Raw genomic sequence first — 15,178 nt, 5'->3', positions numbered from 1 at the left:
CCCCCTCTCCTTATGTAATAGAACGAATACGCGGATCAACAATGCGATGAATAATATCTGTAATGAAAATACAAGCAATTAATAATGCACTATAGAAAATCGTTGTTCCCATAATCACCGGATAGTCTCGGTTAAAAATACTATCTACAAAATATTTTCCTAGGCCAGGAATTGAAAAGATTTTTTCAATAACGAAAGTCCCTGTTAAGAGTCCAGCCATTAACGGTCCAACAAATGTAAGTACTGGAACAATCGCATTTCGAAGAGCGTGTCTTATAATAATCTTCTTAATTGGTATACCTTTTGCTCTTGCTAGCTTAATATAATCACTCTGCAGTACTTCGATCATATTAGAACGAACAAACCTTGTAATAACTGCGATTGGCCCTAACGCTAATGCAAAGGATGGCAATACCGTATGTTCGAATGTTCCCCAAGAGGCTACTGGTAAAAACTCAAATTGGATAGCGAATACTTGTATAAATAGTGGTGCTAAAATAAAACTTGGAATAGAAATACCTAAAATTGCGAGCAAACTCACACTATAGTCAATTACTCTCCCATGATATAGAGCAGCAAATGTCCCTGCCGCAATTCCTACTAACAATGAAATAACAAGTGCTTGTAGACCAATAATTGCTGATGGACCAAAGCCAGTTGTTATAATTTCTGATACACCTTGCCCGGTTGATTGAACCGATTCACCAAAATCAAAATGAACTACACCGTCTAAATAAGCAACATATTGATTCCATAACGGTTCATCAAGGTGATACTTCGCTCTCATGTTTTGGATCACTTCTTCAGGAAAGATTTTTGCATCTGATGAAAATGGATCTCCCGGAATAATATGCATAATTAGAAATGTCACTGTCGTAATAACCCATAGTGTGAACACCATAACCGATAATTTTTTAATTACATACACTTCAATAACCCCCTAAACACATGAATTTACTTTGTTTTATGAATGTACTTTTTCCATTACTCCCTTTTCTCTTTTTAGAATACAAAAAGCCTTGATCTTAAAAAATAAGATCAAGGCTTAACAAAAAAAGGCCCATCACTTATCTTTCAAGACTTGCTTGCTGGAATTAGCACGGTGTTCCTATTACAGAACCCGCTGCTGAGGTGTCATAGGGCCAGTCCCTCTACCTCTCTGGATAAGTAAATTGCTATATTATTATTTGGTTCAAATTGTATATTTCGAATTATAATTCTGAAAAATTGAAAAGTCAATCGAATTGGATAAATTTATAAAAATTAGTTTTTAATTCATTTATCGAAATTACAGTTTTCGGCTTATCATAAAAAGAAATGATGTTAAAGGAGTTATAAGATGGACCCCTTACTTCTTGCTACTATAGGATTACCCTTAACAATCGTTATACTTGTCATCATCGGCTCCTATAAACTCTTTATTAAAAAGAAACGTATTACTTCTTTTTATACTCCTTTCGATAATATTACCGGGCAAACTATTTCCGAATTTCACGAAGAACAGAAAATATTAGTATCTGAGGATGAAGACGGAGATGGCAAGAAGAAAAAATAACCTTGCACAGGCAAGGTTATTTTTTCGTTTCTGCTTGAAAACGTTTATAGTATGTCGATGCTGTTGCAAAGTTAATTTCTATATCACGAATCAACGATGAATCTTCTTCTTTAGCTAACTTCTGTAATTTTTTCATCGCTTGTTCTGATTCATTCAAGAAACCAACATATACCTCATGTTCTTGCTCTTTCGACTTCGGAACACGAATTTCTTTACGTATATGATCAATATCTTCTAACATGCTCGTTGTTACCTTTTGCACGTCTTCTTTATATGTTGCATTCGTTATTTCCTTACCGCCCTTTTCTTTTGCCACTTCAAATAACTGCAGTGCTTTATTAATTTCTTTATTCATTTTTATATCGTATTTTTCATGTACTGCAAGGTATTCTTTCATCTCTTCTGTTTGTTCAGTAGATTGCTCTACCTTTTCTTTCGGTTCTTTCGTATCTTTATTTCCATTACATCCTGCTAGAAGGATCATACTTCCCATTACAGCAATACCCAAAACCTTCTTCATCTCTTCTTCTCCTTTTATCTACAGCTATTACTCATTATAGTTTCTTTTATCTCCACTTGTTATTATACCGAGAACGCCCTACTTTTTACACTTAAGACGACATCGTAATATATATACCAACATGTTTGTCACAGTATCGTCACTTTATACAAATAACTTTTGCAATGCTTTACTACATCACCTTACAAAACTGTAAGCACACATAAAGAACAAACCATGCTAGACTTACATATGCATAACGCAAACATATGTAAGGTTTTAAGGAGAATCATCTATGTACAACACAATGCCTTTTATGGGAGAAGATATTCGTGTCCTTATTCGCGAAAAATCACTTCATATCGAAAATACAGAGAGCCTTCGCCGCGTATTAAAGAAGAAGCATGCTCCATTTAAGTTAGCTCAATATTTAAAACAACAACATACAAATCAATTTCATACCGTGCTAAATATATCGGATAAATCATTAACAATCGAAATCATCGGTCATGTCTACATTGGAAACTTTGCAGATACCTTAAAGGAAATCCCACGTATACCGAAGATTGCTCCTATTATCGTTAAAAAAGCGTATAAAATTACTGACCATACCGATATTATCGACTGTGGGGAAAAAGAAGTCGATAGTAATCGCTGGGTGTGGGATAAACTTGCTGTTTTATATGATACGATCATGAATAATATGTATGAGGTATTTCAAAGAAATGAAAAAAAGAACTGATTCAAACATTCCCTTTGAATCAGTTCTTTTTTGTTAAGCCTCTAAATTTTGTCTTTGTTGCAGTTCAAACTGCTTCTCACTTCTTCTGGCCATAAATAGATAACATAATACTGCCCCTACTTCACAAAGCGCAATAACAACACCCATCGGTAACGCTGTATTACTCCCACCAATACCTACTAGCGGAGCGACAAGCGCTCCTGAAATGAACTGTAATAAGCCTAATAAAGCTGACGCTGTTCCTGCAGCTTGCTTCTGATTTCTCATCGCTAATGAGAACCCAGTTGTTGATACAACCCCGACACTTGATACAACAAGGAATAACGAACATAAAACACCGATTAAACCTATTCCTAGTACGATTGTCAGTAGTAAAGATAGGCCACCAACAGCTGCGATAATAATACCAGCAACAAATAATGTCTTCTCATTCACTTTCCCCGCTAAACGACCCGTTACCTGACTAGCAATAATAATACCGATGCCGTTAATCGCAAAGAATAAACTAAATTGCTGTGGTGATGCTCCGTATATGTTCTGCAACACAAATGGTGAGCCCGAAATGTATGCAAACATTGCCGCTGTTACTAATCCTTGTGACAATGCATATCCCATAAACAGACGGTCCTTTAACAATTTTCCGTACGTCGCCAAAGTCCCTGACAAACCACCCGTTTCTCTTTCTTCAGGAGGTAATGTTTCACGCAATACAAAAGTAGCTGAGATTAACATGAATACGCTAATTGCTCCAAGAACGATGAAAACACCGCGCCACGTTGTAAACTGTAATAATTGCCCCCCAATAATCGGTGCCAAAATAGGTGCTGCTCCGTTTACTAACATAAGCAGTGAGAAAAACTTCGTCATTTCAGAACCTGAGTACATATCACGTACCATCGCACGTGATATAACAATCCCGGCTGATCCTGAAGCTCCTTGTAGGAAGCGCAATAACACTAATGTCCAAATAGATGGCGCAACAGCACAAAGTAAAGAAGAAGCAACATAAATAATAAGAGCAATAATAAGTGGTTTGCGTCTTCCGTAAATATCACTAATTGAGCCAACAAATAATTGTCCTACTGACAGCCCAAGCAGACAAGCTGTTAATGTAAGCTGCGCTAGGGATGCACCTGTTTGCAAGTCATCCGTTAACTTCGGTAATGAAGGCAAATACATATCAATAGATAATGGCCCAATCGCCGTAAGTGTTCCTAATACAAGAATCATCCATAACCTGTTTGCCTTTACAGGTTTATATATTTCGTGATTAACTTCATTCACTTTTTCAATTCACCCTTTCCTATACACACTGAATCGTAACAATTATAGTTACATCATAAACATACGTCAAGTACAGCGCATTTTCCTCTTTCATAATGTAAATAAAGCGATAGAAATTCTATCGCTTTACTTTTTCACATTGCTATTCGTAAATTTAGATACTGAGGCCATCGTCTCTCCTGTATCTAAATATGTAATTTGAATTGGGTCTCCTACTTCTGTAAACATAGCATACGGGAATTTCTTCACCGGTATCATAAATACCTTTTGTTCATTCTCTAAAAGTACGTACACGATTGTATTTTCACCTGATTTCTCTTTATATACACGTTGTACAATACCTTCTTTTTGCGCTTCTTTTCCTGTTGAGGTTGGTCTAAAGGTATCACCATTACCGCTCATTACGTTTTTATAATTCTCAAGCGCTTCTTTCTGCGAAGAACCTGTCGCAAATATTTTTGCATTAGCAGCATATACAACTGTATGTGCACGTACTAGGCCTCCATCATCAACAACCGGAATAATCCAAGCTGGTTTACCGTATACGTTATAAATGACAGGCATTGTCCCATGCCATTTCTCTCTCTTAAAGGAATTATCCACTACTTCTGTAGCTGCTGAACCATCCATAATCCCCTTCACTTCTTTTCCATTATAGTAATATAGCTTGCCTGTGCGTGCATCTACTAATGAATAGCCTAGGGCTGAATCTACTCCTTCTTTTGGAGAAGTAAAGTCTGTAAAATAATATAGTGTTCCATCTTTACCAAAGATCGGGGTCACGCCTTCTTTCGTTCCCCACTCAGTCGGAATCTTCATATCAGTTTGCGAGAATTTCGTATTCCAAAATCCGTGAATATATTTACCAAAGTACGTATTTAACGTAGATGCAGTCTCATGATTTAATACACCATCAACAAATTTAGGTGCCTTTCCTTTATCATACCTTTTCACTTCACCTGTTTGTGCGTCTACTACGACAACACCTTCTACCTCAAATCCAGATCTTCCTGAAATAAATTCACCATACGTCATTGTATAATATGGTTTCCCTTTATCATCAACCTCAAATTTAGGTTTTCCTTTAAAGATTAAATCTGGTTCTGCTTGCCTTACCACACGCTCTAAATTATTACCAAAAAACATGCTTGGCACATATTTCATTTTATAACCGAGGTGCAGTTTCGCTTCCGCATCAGGATTTGTACCTGACATCGTTACATACCCTGGAATTGTCTCAGCTTTACGCGCTTTAAAAAATCCTGAAACTTCAATCGGCGCTACATATAAAGCTTCGCCGTTTACCATTTGTGGCGTTAATTCTCCTAGCTCAAAATAAGCTACTTTCGGAATATCACCAAATACTTTTTTCATCTTATTCTCCGCTGTCTTTGGCGGCACTGTAAACGGCTGGTCATTTTCAGTAAATGGCTCTGAAATATCTTTCTCTACCTTAACAACAGAATCATATTTCTTTTGCGAGATTACTATATCGTGCAAATAACCAAAGTAACCGTAACTTGCGAGTAAAATAAACATTAGAAGTCCTTTTAACGTACCTTCTAATTTACCTATTTGATTTTGTGAAAATAAAACAAGCCCAATTAAAATTGCTACTGCAACAGAATAATGAGTAAGAATCGAATCTACTCGATCATCAATTAGCCAAAAGTATTCATAGATTGCAATACCTATCCAAAATAAAACAGGAATAACTAAAATAGATGATTTCTTACCCTTTACAACCTTCTTATCTCCCTTCTTATCCACTGCTCGAAGCTTACTACTACTTCTTGTCCATGGAATCAAAAACAAAGTAAGAATAGCTAAAACTACAAATTTCATCAAAGGCACTGTCCCCTTTTCTTTTGTATTCCCTTTTAGTATAACAAATAAAGGGTATTAAGGTGAAAATAGGAATAGTTATATTTTTTTACTACTTAATACAATCCCGCTTACTACATATAGAATAGATGCAATATAAAAAATTGTACCAATCGTAAAGAAATCTACTAAATATCCCGTGGCAATAACCGCTACTGCTCCGCCAATGGATGTCCACACATGGTATTTTCCAATCTCATAACCAGCCTTTTCCTGCGCAACCTTTCGTGCTAACGAAGTCTTCTCAGTATTACGCTGCACAGCACCTAAAACTCCCATTACAATTTGAAGAAGATACACATGCCATACTTCCGTGGCAATCGGAAAACAAAGCATTAAGATTGCCATGGACCAAGCGTATATTATTAATAATTTTTTATCACCTACTTGATCAGATACCTTTCCCACTAGTGGATATACAAGTGCTGATGTTAAAGCAAATAAGCCATACGCCCAGCCAAATTGCGAGAAGCTATTTCCAACGTTTCGAAGCAATAATATATAAAAAGGAAATACCATACTTCCTGCCATCATGATGATACTTTGCGAAGCTACAAATCTTCTATATGTCATTTCGTATACTCCCTATAAAATAAATTCACAAATCTCTCTTCTGAATCTACTTCCTTCTTTTTCTTGAGAAATTCTTCAATACGAGGATATGCCTTCTTTAACTGCTCTTTCGTTGGATAAGAATAATACGGCAAATAGTAACTACCGTTATGCTTTAAAGTAACATCAATCATCTTCCGAATGACATCTTCTGTTTTCTTTATCTCACTATCTGAGCGTCCCTGGTTAATTAAAAGAACCAGCGCAAACATATCATCTTTCGCATAGGACAAAACTGCATTTTCATTCTTTTCCACGTAACGAATCGTAATGTTGAGTAAATTAAACTCTTCTTCATTTAATACGTTACGTAAATCATCTATATACTCCGTGAAAGCATCTATAGGCACAAAGTATTCTTGTAACACTTCGGTCCTATTTGGATTTTCATATTCCATAAAAGCACTATCTGATCTCATAACATTATTACGCGTCTCATACTTTCCATCTGTACGTTCAAAATAACCTCTTTGTATATTCCAAAATGTATTCTTTCCCCAATCACTATAACGTGATAACCCAAGTAAAAATTTCGGTGCAGCTATAATATTTTCTTCCTTTAATTCACTGTACTCTTCTCTCATATTTTGATTTTGTGCCAAAGTATAATCTGTCACATACATCTCTTTTAAAAATGAATTTGGAGCAACAGAAATACGTGCTAAGTGCATACGAACATTCTCATCTCTTTTCACTTTCTCTTTGAAATAAGATGCGTATTCTTTATAATCTATCATTCTCGTGTGCATTTCATATAATTCATCATCTGTTAACTTCAGCGTCACATCTAAAATAACTCCAAATAAACCGTAACCACCAATGACATATGGAAATAACGCTGCATTTTCTTCTCTACTTACATTACGTACCGTGCCATCTGCCATTAACAATCTAAATGACTCTATTGTATCAATCAGTGCCTCATGACGAATATCACGCCCGTGTACATTTACACTTAATGAACCACCAACAGTAAAAATATTTTGAGACTGCATGACCTGTACCGCAAGGCCATATGGATTTATTTTCTTCTGAATATCATTCCACGTGACACCACTTTGAACTGTAATCCGCTTCTTCTCTGGATCAAATTCTAATATTTTATTATATCCTTTCATATCGAGCATCGTACCATTCGGATAATATGTCTGTCCTCCTTGGCTATGTTGCATACCTGCAATGGAAATTTTCTCTCCTGAAACTTTTGCATCTCGCACTAATTTTATTAACGAGTGCTCTTCCGTAGCACCTTCAACTCGTTTTATTTTTGTCGGAAGCAATTTACCTACATCACTCATAATAGGATGATCAATTTGTTTTTTATACGTATGTACAGACGTTGCAAGCAAAACCGTATATGCCGCAATGACCACTGCTATCTTTCTTTTTTTCAAAGGACACTCTCCTTATTAGCAACAAAAAGAGATACCCGTTCTTTCAGGTACCTCTCTTGACAGTGATTACTTTGCTGCTGGCAATTGTATTGGATCAAATTTATCATACGATGTAAACTTTGCATCCGTAATAATGTGCGCTTTATCTTCACCATTGCTACTCATAACCATATCTATCTTTGCTGATTCATATTTAAAATCTTTTGTAATAATATATTCCCCATCTATTTCTTCTATCTTTGCATTTTGGCCTTGTAGCATTTGTTTCTGCTTTTCATCCATACTAGCTAGCATACTCTCTGTCTCTTTCCCTTTTAATGCAAACTTCAGCTTATAATTATCTCCACTTTTCTCCATCTTCACTTTATTTAAAATTTCCGATGGAATCTCTAAATTATCTACCATTCCTTGAGTCGCATTCATTCCGTTAGCATTTAATTGTTCCTCTGGTACAGACATAACTTCACCCGAATTAGGATTTTTCACCTGACCAGCAATTTTTCCACCCACATCATAAACAATAACCTCTGTACCAGAAACATTCATTTCAGAACGAGAGTTTTTTTTCTTCGGCTCTAGTTGCATTTTAGCCTTCATTACATTCATCTCTGTTCCTTCAGCCTTTATTCCCACATCATATGTCATCGTTACATTTTCTTCGTTTTTAAAAGCTTCATTCGCTTTATTGAAAACATCCTTCGCTGTTAATTCCTTTTCTTTCTGCACAGCTTCTTTTTTCGGTTCATCAGTCTTTTTTGTTTCCTCATTACTACACCCTACTCCTAGACCGACTGCAAGTACTAAACTTGAAATTAAAATAAGTTTTTTCATAACGTCCCCTCCTTCCCAAAAATAATATCATCTCTTTTCCTATGAAATCTATATAATTCGTAATATTCTTCTTTAATTTTTTTCCTATATAGCAACATGTTTGAGAAAAAGTTTAAATATGATGTAAATAATAACAACTCATTTCAGGAGGTCATTATGAAAGCAATTATTTGCACAAAGTATGGACCACCTAATGTTCTCCAGATTCAAAATGTAGAAAAGCCTAAACCTAAAAAAAATGAAGTATTAGTTAAAATTCACGCAACAAGTGTATCGACTGGAGATTGTAGAATACGTGGCTTTAATAGCCCCCTCTTATTTTGGATTCCTATGCGGATCATATTAGGTTTCAGAAAACCGAGGAAACCTATACTTGGCGTAGAGTTATCCGGTGAAATCGAAGACATTGGAACAGATGTAACACAATTTAAAAAAGGAGATCCAGTTTTTGCATTAACAGAACTAAACCTTGGTGGTTATGCCGAATACACATGCGTGCATGAAAGTGGATTAATAGCATTAAAACCTACCAATGTGACATATGAAGAAGCTGCCGTTATTCCTTTTGGCGGAACTTCAGCATTGCACTTCCTTAGAAAAGGACAGATAAAAAAAGGGCAACGAGTACTTATATACGGCGCCTCTGGTTCAGTAGGGACAGCTGCCGTACAACTTGCTAAATACTTCGGGGCGACTGTCACAGCTATTTGTAGTAGTTCGAATTTCGATTTAGTTACAGCCTTAGGGGCAGACAACGTAATTGATTATATGAAAGAAGATTTTACTAAGCAGGGCCAGCACTACGATATTATATTTGATGCAGTTGGAAAATATAAAAAGTCTCTTTGTACAGATGCATTAATGCCTAATGGAAAATATGTATCTGTGAATGGAATGATGGCAAAGGTCAGTAAAGAAGATATGAACCTACTAAAACAACTAGCTGAAACAAAAAAGCTAAAACCTGTTATTGATAGAACTTACCGATTAGAAGAAGTTGTAGAAGCCCATACGTATGTAGAAATGGGCCATAAGAAAGGAAATGTTTCGATTACCTTAAAATAAAATATATTCTGAAAATATCATTGACAATTCTTTTTGTACGATTTACTATTAGTACCATATTCAAAACTACATACACATACTCTTATCAAGAGTGGCGGAGGGACTGGCCCGATGATGCCCGGCAACCGAGCTTATAACATATAAGCTAAGGTGCTAATTCCTGCAAAACGAGTTTTCGTTTTGGAAGATAAGAGAGGAATCTATTTCGTCTATTCGGCACCTCTCTTATTTTTGGGAGGTGCTTTTTATTTTGGAACGTATATGAAGGGGGATTTATAGATGAAAAAGGTATTATTAAGCATTGTAAGCGGAGCAGTATTATTATTAGGCGCATGTAGCGTGAGTTCAGATAAAGAGGTAAAAGCATTAGACGAGAAAAAGATTACTGTCGGTGTAACAGGTGGACCACATGAACAAATTTTTAAAAAGGTAAAAGAAGTTGCAGCAAAAGATGGTCTCGAAATTGATATAAAAGTATTTAATGATTATGTAGCGCCGAACGTATCTTTAGATGAAAAAAGCCTTGATGTAAATAGCTACCAAACAAAATCGTATTTAGATGTATTTAAAGCTGAACGCAATATGAAATTAGCTGAAGTATTTTCAACAGTAACATTCCCTATGGGCATATATTCTAAAAACATAAAAGATGTAAAAGACTTAAAAGAGGGCGATGCAATTGCTGTACCAAATGACCCAACGAATGAACTGCGAGCTTTAAAATTATTTGAAAAAGCAGGGGTTTTAAAAGTTGATCCGAAGGCTACAGAAAAAGCGACTGCGAAAGATGTAATTGAAAACCCGAAAAATTTAAAGATTGTTGAATTAGAAGCTTCTCAATTACCAACGCAACTAAGTGAAGTGAAAGCAGCTGCAATTAATACAAACTTTGCATTAGGTGCAAAATTAAGTCCAGCGAAAGATTCTATTTTCCGCGAAGGAAAAGATTCACCATATGTGAACTGGGTCGTTGTTCGTACTGAAAATAAAGATGATGCCGTTGTAAACAAATTAAAGAAAGCTTATCAATCTAAAGAAGTAAAAGAGTTTATCGAGAAAAAATTTGATGGTTCAGTTTTACCATCTTGGTAGGAGCTGACGATAATGATTGAATTAAAAAACATATCCAAAGTATTTACAACAAAAAAAGGGAATGTTGAGGCTCTTAAGTCTACTTCCCTTAAAGTAGAAAAAGGCGATGTATTTGGAATCATTGGGTATAGTGGCGCTGGTAAAAGCACATTGATTCGATGTGTAAATCTATTAGAAAAACCAACGACAGGAAATATCATTGTAAACGAACAAGACCTAACAACATTATCAACAAAAGAACTAGCAAAAGCGAGACAAAAAATCGGAATGATCTTTCAAGGATTCAATTTACTTAAAACTGTTACCGTCTATGAAAATATTGCATTACCGTTACGGCTTGCTGGCATTCCAAAAGCGGAAATTGAAAAAAGAGTAGAAAAATATTTACGCATCGTGGATCTTTTTAACCGTAAAGATGCTTATCCAAGCGAACTTTCTGGCGGTCAAAAACAGCGCGTTGCAATTGCACGTGCACTATCACATGAGCCTGAAGTGTTATTAAGTGACGAAGCAACGAGCGCTTTAGATCCAGAAACAACTGATTCTATTCTTGATTTGTTATTAAAGATTAACGAAGAAATTGGAATTACGATTTTACTCATTACACATGAAATGAATGTCATCCAACGTATATGCGACCGCGTTGCCGTTATGGAACATGGATCTGTAGTCGAAAGCGGGACTGTGAAAGATATTTTCACAAACCCACAACATGTAACAACGAAGAAATTTGTAAATAGCGCATTTGCAGCGAAAATTCCAGAAGAGGTACAGAAAGAACTACAAAGTACTGGAGAAATTGTAACACTTTCTTTTATAGGAAGTTCTTCAGGAGAACCAGCACTAGCTGTCGCCACAAAACGTTTCCAAGTATATCCAAATATTTTATCTGGTAATATTACACAGTTAAAACATGAGGCATATGGGAAACTTGTCGTTCATATGCAAGGTGAAAAAAATGAAGTAAACCGTGCTTTAGCATTCTTACAAGAGAAAGGTATCATCGTAGAGGGAGGGAAAACAGACTATGGAAAACAAGTCCTTTTTGGATGAATGGAGTAAAGTCATATGGGAAGCCACAATCCAAACCTTTCAAATGACATCTATTTCATTACTCATCTCGATCCTTATTGCACTGCCACTTAGTGTAACACTTGTTTTAACAAGACCTGGTGGACAGCACGAAAATAAAATCATTTATCCTATTCTTAATACAATTATTAATATAATTCGCTCTCTTCCATTTATCATTCTATTATTCTTCATCTTACCTTTTACAAAGTTTCTAATGGGAACATCCATTGGCGTGCAAGGTGTGATCGTACCGCTTGTCGTCTTCACAGCTCCTTATATCGCACGTTTAATGGAGACAGCCTTACTAGAAGTAGATCGCGGTGTTATTGAGGCCTATCAAGCAATGGGTATCTCTACTATTAAAATCATTTGGCACGTCATGGTGAAAGAAGCTCGTCCCTCCCTTGTACTTGGATTAACAATTGCAACAATTGGCTTAATTGGCGCAACAGCAATGGCTGGACTCGTAGGTGCTGGAGGGCTAGGGGACTTGGCATACCGCTTCGGACATTTACGCTATGAACCTGAAGTAATGTATGCAACAGTCTTTATTTTAATTATCCTCGTTCAAGGATTACAGTCTTTAGGGAATGGTGTTGCACGAAGATTGAAGAAAGATTAAAAAAAGAAGGCATCTCACCAGGGTGAGATGCCTTCTTTTTTTATCTTTTAAATCCACCTTCTGAATGAATAACTTGCCCAGTAATCCACTCAGCTTCTTCACTTACTAAAAATTTAATGAGTCTAGCTGCATCCTTTGGCTCACCAATTCTGCCAAAAGGAAACATCGGCTTTAACCCTTGTGTTATCTCTTCAGTCATCCATCCTGTATCGGTTGGTCCTGGATTAATTGCATTCACTGTTATTCCTAAATGAGCTACCTCTGCTGACAATGTACTAGTAAGAGCATCAATAGCTCCCTTCGTTGTCGCATAAGCTAGTTCTCCTGCCATAGGACCTTGAAATTGTCCCGAAGTAATATTAACAATTCTACCACCAGATTTCTTATCAAATCCTCGGGCAAATTGACTACTTAACAATGTAGTCGCACGAATATTCACCATATAATGCTTATCTAATTCTTCAGCAGTCAACGTAGAGAAATCATTATTCGTAGAATATGCTGCATTATTAATTAATATATGAGGGTACCCTAATTGTTCAGTAACTTTATTTATAAGCTCTTTCGGTGCATCATTCCGAGTTAAATCTAACTCCATGCTCGATACTCTAACACCGTTTTGCAATAGCTCTTCTTTTAATTGTATTTGTTCATTTTTATCGACGCCCCAAGGCATCTCTTTATCGTAAGCTGTCCAATACGTAAAAAACATATTGTATCCTGCTTCAGCTAATTCTTTACAAATCGCTGCCCCAATACCATCTAGACGACTTACCCCTGTAACAACTGCTACTTTATTTTTTAATTGATTCATCATATACTCCTCCAAGTTTAAAGGGCGCATACTTTATATAAGAGATATAAAATTTCCCACAAAAAAAGACAGATACATAAAATAGGCATCTATCCTTACAAAAGGGATGTACAAGCCAAATATGCAGTCCTTGAATGATTTACAGATAGCTAAATAAACCCTCACTTATGAGAGAAAAATTCATCTATCTAATTTCTAATCATTACAAGTTCATCCACATATTAAGTCTTTGTCCCCTTTACATATATCTCTATTCTTAGTTTACCAAAACAGATAAAATGTTACAAAAAATAAAACAATTACTCACAACCTATCCTTGTTCACATTCTCTTCATTGTGAATCTTTTCACATTGAATATATAATAAACTTGTAAATACAATATTGGAGGGATTTCAATGATTATCAATTTTTTAAGAACTGATAAACGTGCTACTTTCATATTATTACTTTTACGTCTTTACATAGGATATACATGGCTCGCTGCTGGGATAGGCAAAGTCTTCGGACAATCTTTTGACGCAAGTGGTTTTCTAAAGGGTGCTATTGCTCAAGCATCAGGTGACCACCCGGCAGTACAAAGTTGGTGGGCAGATTTTCTTCAACATTTTGTCCTTCCAAACGCAGACCTATTTAGCTTTTTAGTTCAATGGGGAGAAATTTTAGTAGGTCTAGGTTTAATTTTAGGCGGATTAACAAAAACAGCTGCATTTTTCGGAATCATAATGAATCTTTCATTTTTATTAAGTGGAACTGTTAGTGTAAACCCAAACCTGCTTATTTTGACTATATTCATTTTAGTTGCAGGGCAGAACGCTGGACGTATTGGATTAGATGGCTATATTTTCCCTAAACTTTTCCATAAAAACAACCACGGAACATATAAATTAAGTAAAACTGCGTAGTAACAGTTTACTTTTAAAATATAAATAAGAAAAAGAGCCTGAGTATTGAACTGCACCCCAATTGTTAGACACAGTCTAACAATTGGAGGTGCAGTTTTTCTATGGCTAAATTTACAGCTGATGAAAAAATACAAATCGTTCTACGTTATTTGAACGGAAATGAAAGTTATCGAGAAATGGGTAGATCGCTCGGTATAAGTGACACAATCATTTTGAATTGGGTAAACCAATATAAACAGAATGGTCTGGAAGCTTTTCTAAAACGATGTACAAATTACACACAACAATTTAAACTAGACGTACTAAACTTTATGATTGAAAACGGTATGTCCTTATTTGAGACGGCAGCTATCTTTAATATTCCTGCCCCTTCAACGATTTCTGTTTGGAAAAAACAGCTCGAAACACAAGGAATTGATGCCCTTCAATCTAAGAAAAAGGGGCGTCCATCCATGAAAAAAGATTCAAATAAACAATTAAAACAACATTTAGCTGAAGGGTCAGTCGAAGCACTTGAAGCACGCATTAAACAGCTTGAGATGGAAAATGAGTACTTAAAAAAGTTAAATGCCTTAGTTCAAAACAAGGAAAAATCACAAAACAAGACAAAGCGCAAGTAGTCTATGAATTAAGGCATAAATATTCGGTGAAGGCACTCGTGGAGCTAGCTACTATTCCTCGAAGCACGTATTATGATTTAGTAAAGAAAATGAATCGTCCAGATGTAGATGCCGATTTGAAAGCTGAGATTAAAGCGATTTATGAGGAAAATGAAGGTCGTTATGGTTACCGTCGCATTCGTGATGA

Annotated in this window: 15 protein-coding genes, 1 pseudogene and 2 riboswitches; of the genes and pseudogenes, 8 read left to right on the top strand and 8 right to left on the bottom strand. The window is 35.9% G+C overall.

The genetic code is table 11. The annotated features are described in order from the left end of the window. Positions 1-10: 10 nt before the first annotated feature. Positions 11-928, bottom strand: coding sequence for an ABC transporter permease (locus ACYFX0_RS28365; protein WP_000289326.1), 918 nt, complete (start codon positions 926-928; stop codon positions 11-13). A 136-nt stretch (positions 929-1,064) separates the two neighbouring features. Then, positions 1,065-1,170, bottom strand: a riboswitch (SAM riboswitch). A 169-nt stretch (positions 1,171-1,339) separates the two neighbouring features. Between ACYFX0_RS28365 and ACYFX0_RS28360 the strand changes: the two genes are divergently transcribed. Continuing rightward, positions 1,340-1,555 (top strand): DUF3951 domain-containing protein, encoded by a 216-nt coding sequence (locus ACYFX0_RS28360; protein ID WP_000371395.1) that lies wholly within the window; start codon positions 1,340-1,342, stop codon positions 1,553-1,555. A gap of 16 nt (positions 1,556-1,571) precedes the next feature. Here ACYFX0_RS28360 and ACYFX0_RS28355 read toward each other — a convergent pair whose 3' ends face one another. Then, the gene (locus tag ACYFX0_RS28355; protein ID WP_000756523.1) at positions 1,572-2,075 is read right to left on the bottom strand and encodes a hypothetical protein; all 504 of its coding nucleotides are present in this window, start codon (positions 2,073-2,075) and stop codon (positions 1,572-1,574) included. A gap of 274 nt (positions 2,076-2,349) precedes the next feature. On the opposite strand from ACYFX0_RS28355, the gene ACYFX0_RS28350 reads away from it, so the two are divergent. Beyond that, positions 2,350-2,796 (top strand): hypothetical protein, encoded by a 447-nt coding sequence (locus tag ACYFX0_RS28350; RefSeq protein ID WP_000282869.1) that lies wholly within the window; start codon positions 2,350-2,352, stop codon positions 2,794-2,796. Between the two features lie 33 nt (positions 2,797-2,829). Here ACYFX0_RS28350 and ACYFX0_RS28345 read toward each other — a convergent pair whose 3' ends face one another. From ACYFX0_RS28345 to ACYFX0_RS28325, 5 genes are all read right to left on the bottom strand, one after another. Further along, a complete protein-coding gene (locus ACYFX0_RS28345) occupies positions 2,830-4,089 on the bottom strand; it encodes a multidrug effflux MFS transporter (protein ID WP_223266695.1) in 1,260 nt (419 codons plus the stop codon). A 117-nt stretch (positions 4,090-4,206) separates the two neighbouring features. After that, positions 4,207-5,925 carry a DUF3981 domain-containing protein gene (locus ACYFX0_RS28340; protein WP_000674053.1) on the bottom strand — a complete coding sequence of 573 codons (1,719 nt, stop codon included), beginning with the start codon at positions 5,923-5,925 and terminating at the stop codon, positions 4,207-4,209. A gap of 78 nt (positions 5,926-6,003) precedes the next feature. Beyond that, positions 6,004-6,537, bottom strand: a complete 534-nt coding sequence (locus ACYFX0_RS28335) for an MFS transporter (RefSeq protein ID WP_000222368.1) — start codon at positions 6,535-6,537, stop codon at positions 6,004-6,006. Then, positions 6,534-7,970: an FAD-binding oxidoreductase gene (locus tag ACYFX0_RS28330; RefSeq protein ID WP_142399159.1), complete on the bottom strand. Its 1,437-nt coding sequence runs from the start codon at positions 7,968-7,970 to the stop codon at positions 6,534-6,536. The genes ACYFX0_RS28335 and ACYFX0_RS28330 overlap by 4 nt, the downstream gene beginning before the upstream one ends. 66 nt (positions 7,971-8,036) lie before the next feature. Continuing rightward, entirely contained in the window at positions 8,037-8,801 is a 765-nt protein-coding gene (locus ACYFX0_RS28325) for a DUF6612 family protein (protein WP_000733608.1), read from the bottom strand. A gap of 156 nt (positions 8,802-8,957) precedes the next feature. Here ACYFX0_RS28325 and ACYFX0_RS28320 point away from each other — a divergent pair, with 156 nt between their 5' ends. The 4 genes from ACYFX0_RS28320 (at position 8,958) to ACYFX0_RS28305 (ending at position 12,654) form a co-directional block, all read left to right on the top strand. Beyond that, on the top strand, positions 8,958-9,866 hold the full coding sequence (locus ACYFX0_RS28320) for an NAD(P)-dependent alcohol dehydrogenase (RefSeq protein ID WP_000643849.1): 909 nt from the start codon (positions 8,958-8,960) through the stop codon (positions 9,864-9,866). 79 nt (positions 9,867-9,945) lie between these two features. Further along, positions 9,946-10,060: riboswitch (SAM riboswitch) on the top strand. A gap of 85 nt (positions 10,061-10,145) precedes the next feature. Then, positions 10,146-10,958, top strand: a complete 813-nt coding sequence (locus tag ACYFX0_RS28315) for a MetQ/NlpA family ABC transporter substrate-binding protein (protein WP_106082491.1) — start codon at positions 10,146-10,148, stop codon at positions 10,956-10,958. A gap of 12 nt (positions 10,959-10,970) precedes the next feature. Beyond that, positions 10,971-12,011: a methionine ABC transporter ATP-binding protein gene (locus ACYFX0_RS28310; protein ID WP_000571305.1), complete on the top strand. Its 1,041-nt coding sequence runs from the start codon at positions 10,971-10,973 to the stop codon at positions 12,009-12,011. Then, the gene (locus ACYFX0_RS28305; protein WP_000428878.1) at positions 11,986-12,654 is read left to right on the top strand and encodes a methionine ABC transporter permease; all 669 of its coding nucleotides are present in this window, start codon (positions 11,986-11,988) and stop codon (positions 12,652-12,654) included. The genes ACYFX0_RS28310 and ACYFX0_RS28305 overlap by 26 nt, the downstream gene beginning before the upstream one ends. A 40-nt stretch (positions 12,655-12,694) precedes the next feature. Here the strand turns inward: ACYFX0_RS28305 and ACYFX0_RS28300 are convergent, their stop codons facing one another. After that, positions 12,695-13,471, bottom strand: coding sequence for an SDR family oxidoreductase (locus ACYFX0_RS28300; protein WP_142398842.1), 777 nt, complete (start codon positions 13,469-13,471; stop codon positions 12,695-12,697). A gap of 393 nt (positions 13,472-13,864) precedes the next feature. Here ACYFX0_RS28300 and ACYFX0_RS28295 point away from each other — a divergent pair, with 393 nt between their 5' ends. Together ACYFX0_RS28295 and ACYFX0_RS28290 are read left to right on the top strand one after the other, a co-directional pair. Next, the gene (locus tag ACYFX0_RS28295; RefSeq protein ID WP_097981846.1) at positions 13,865-14,371 is read left to right on the top strand and encodes a DoxX family membrane protein; all 507 of its coding nucleotides are present in this window, start codon (positions 13,865-13,867) and stop codon (positions 14,369-14,371) included. Positions 14,372-14,472: 101 nt separating this feature from the next. Next, positions 14,473-15,178 (top strand): annotated as a pseudogene (locus ACYFX0_RS28290) (transposase); the annotation flags it as partial.

This window comes from Bacillus sp. NEAU-Y102, assembly GCF_054788175.1.
This window is presented reverse-complemented; position numbering and strand designations above follow the sequence as displayed.

Coding starts and splice junctions, on each gene's coding strand:
- ACYFX0_RS28360 (WP_000371395.1), top strand. CDS start 1,340: ATGGACCCCTTACTTCTTGCTACTATAGGATTACCCTTAACAATCGTT.
- ACYFX0_RS28355 (WP_000756523.1), bottom strand. CDS start 2,075: ATGAAGAAGGTTTTGGGTATTGCTGTAATGGGAAGTATGATCCTTCTA.
- ACYFX0_RS28350 (WP_000282869.1), top strand. CDS start 2,350: ATGTACAACACAATGCCTTTTATGGGAGAAGATATTCGTGTCCTTATT.
- ACYFX0_RS28340 (WP_000674053.1), bottom strand. CDS start 5,925: ATGAAATTTGTAGTTTTAGCTATTCTTACTTTGTTTTTGATTCCATGG.
- ACYFX0_RS28335 (WP_000222368.1), bottom strand. CDS start 6,537: ATGACATATAGAAGATTTGTAGCTTCGCAAAGTATCATCATGATGGCA.
- ACYFX0_RS28325 (WP_000733608.1), bottom strand. CDS start 8,801: ATGAAAAAACTTATTTTAATTTCAAGTTTAGTACTTGCAGTCGGTCTA.
- ACYFX0_RS28320 (WP_000643849.1), top strand. CDS start 8,958: ATGAAAGCAATTATTTGCACAAAGTATGGACCACCTAATGTTCTCCAG.
- ACYFX0_RS28315 (WP_106082491.1), top strand. CDS start 10,146: ATGAAAAAGGTATTATTAAGCATTGTAAGCGGAGCAGTATTATTATTA.
- ACYFX0_RS28310 (WP_000571305.1), top strand. CDS start 10,971: ATGATTGAATTAAAAAACATATCCAAAGTATTTACAACAAAAAAAGGG.
- ACYFX0_RS28305 (WP_000428878.1), top strand. CDS start 11,986: ATGGAAAACAAGTCCTTTTTGGATGAATGGAGTAAAGTCATATGGGAA.
- ACYFX0_RS28300 (WP_142398842.1), bottom strand. CDS start 13,471: ATGATGAATCAATTAAAAAATAAAGTAGCAGTTGTTACAGGGGTAAGT.
- ACYFX0_RS28295 (WP_097981846.1), top strand. CDS start 13,865: ATGATTATCAATTTTTTAAGAACTGATAAACGTGCTACTTTCATATTA.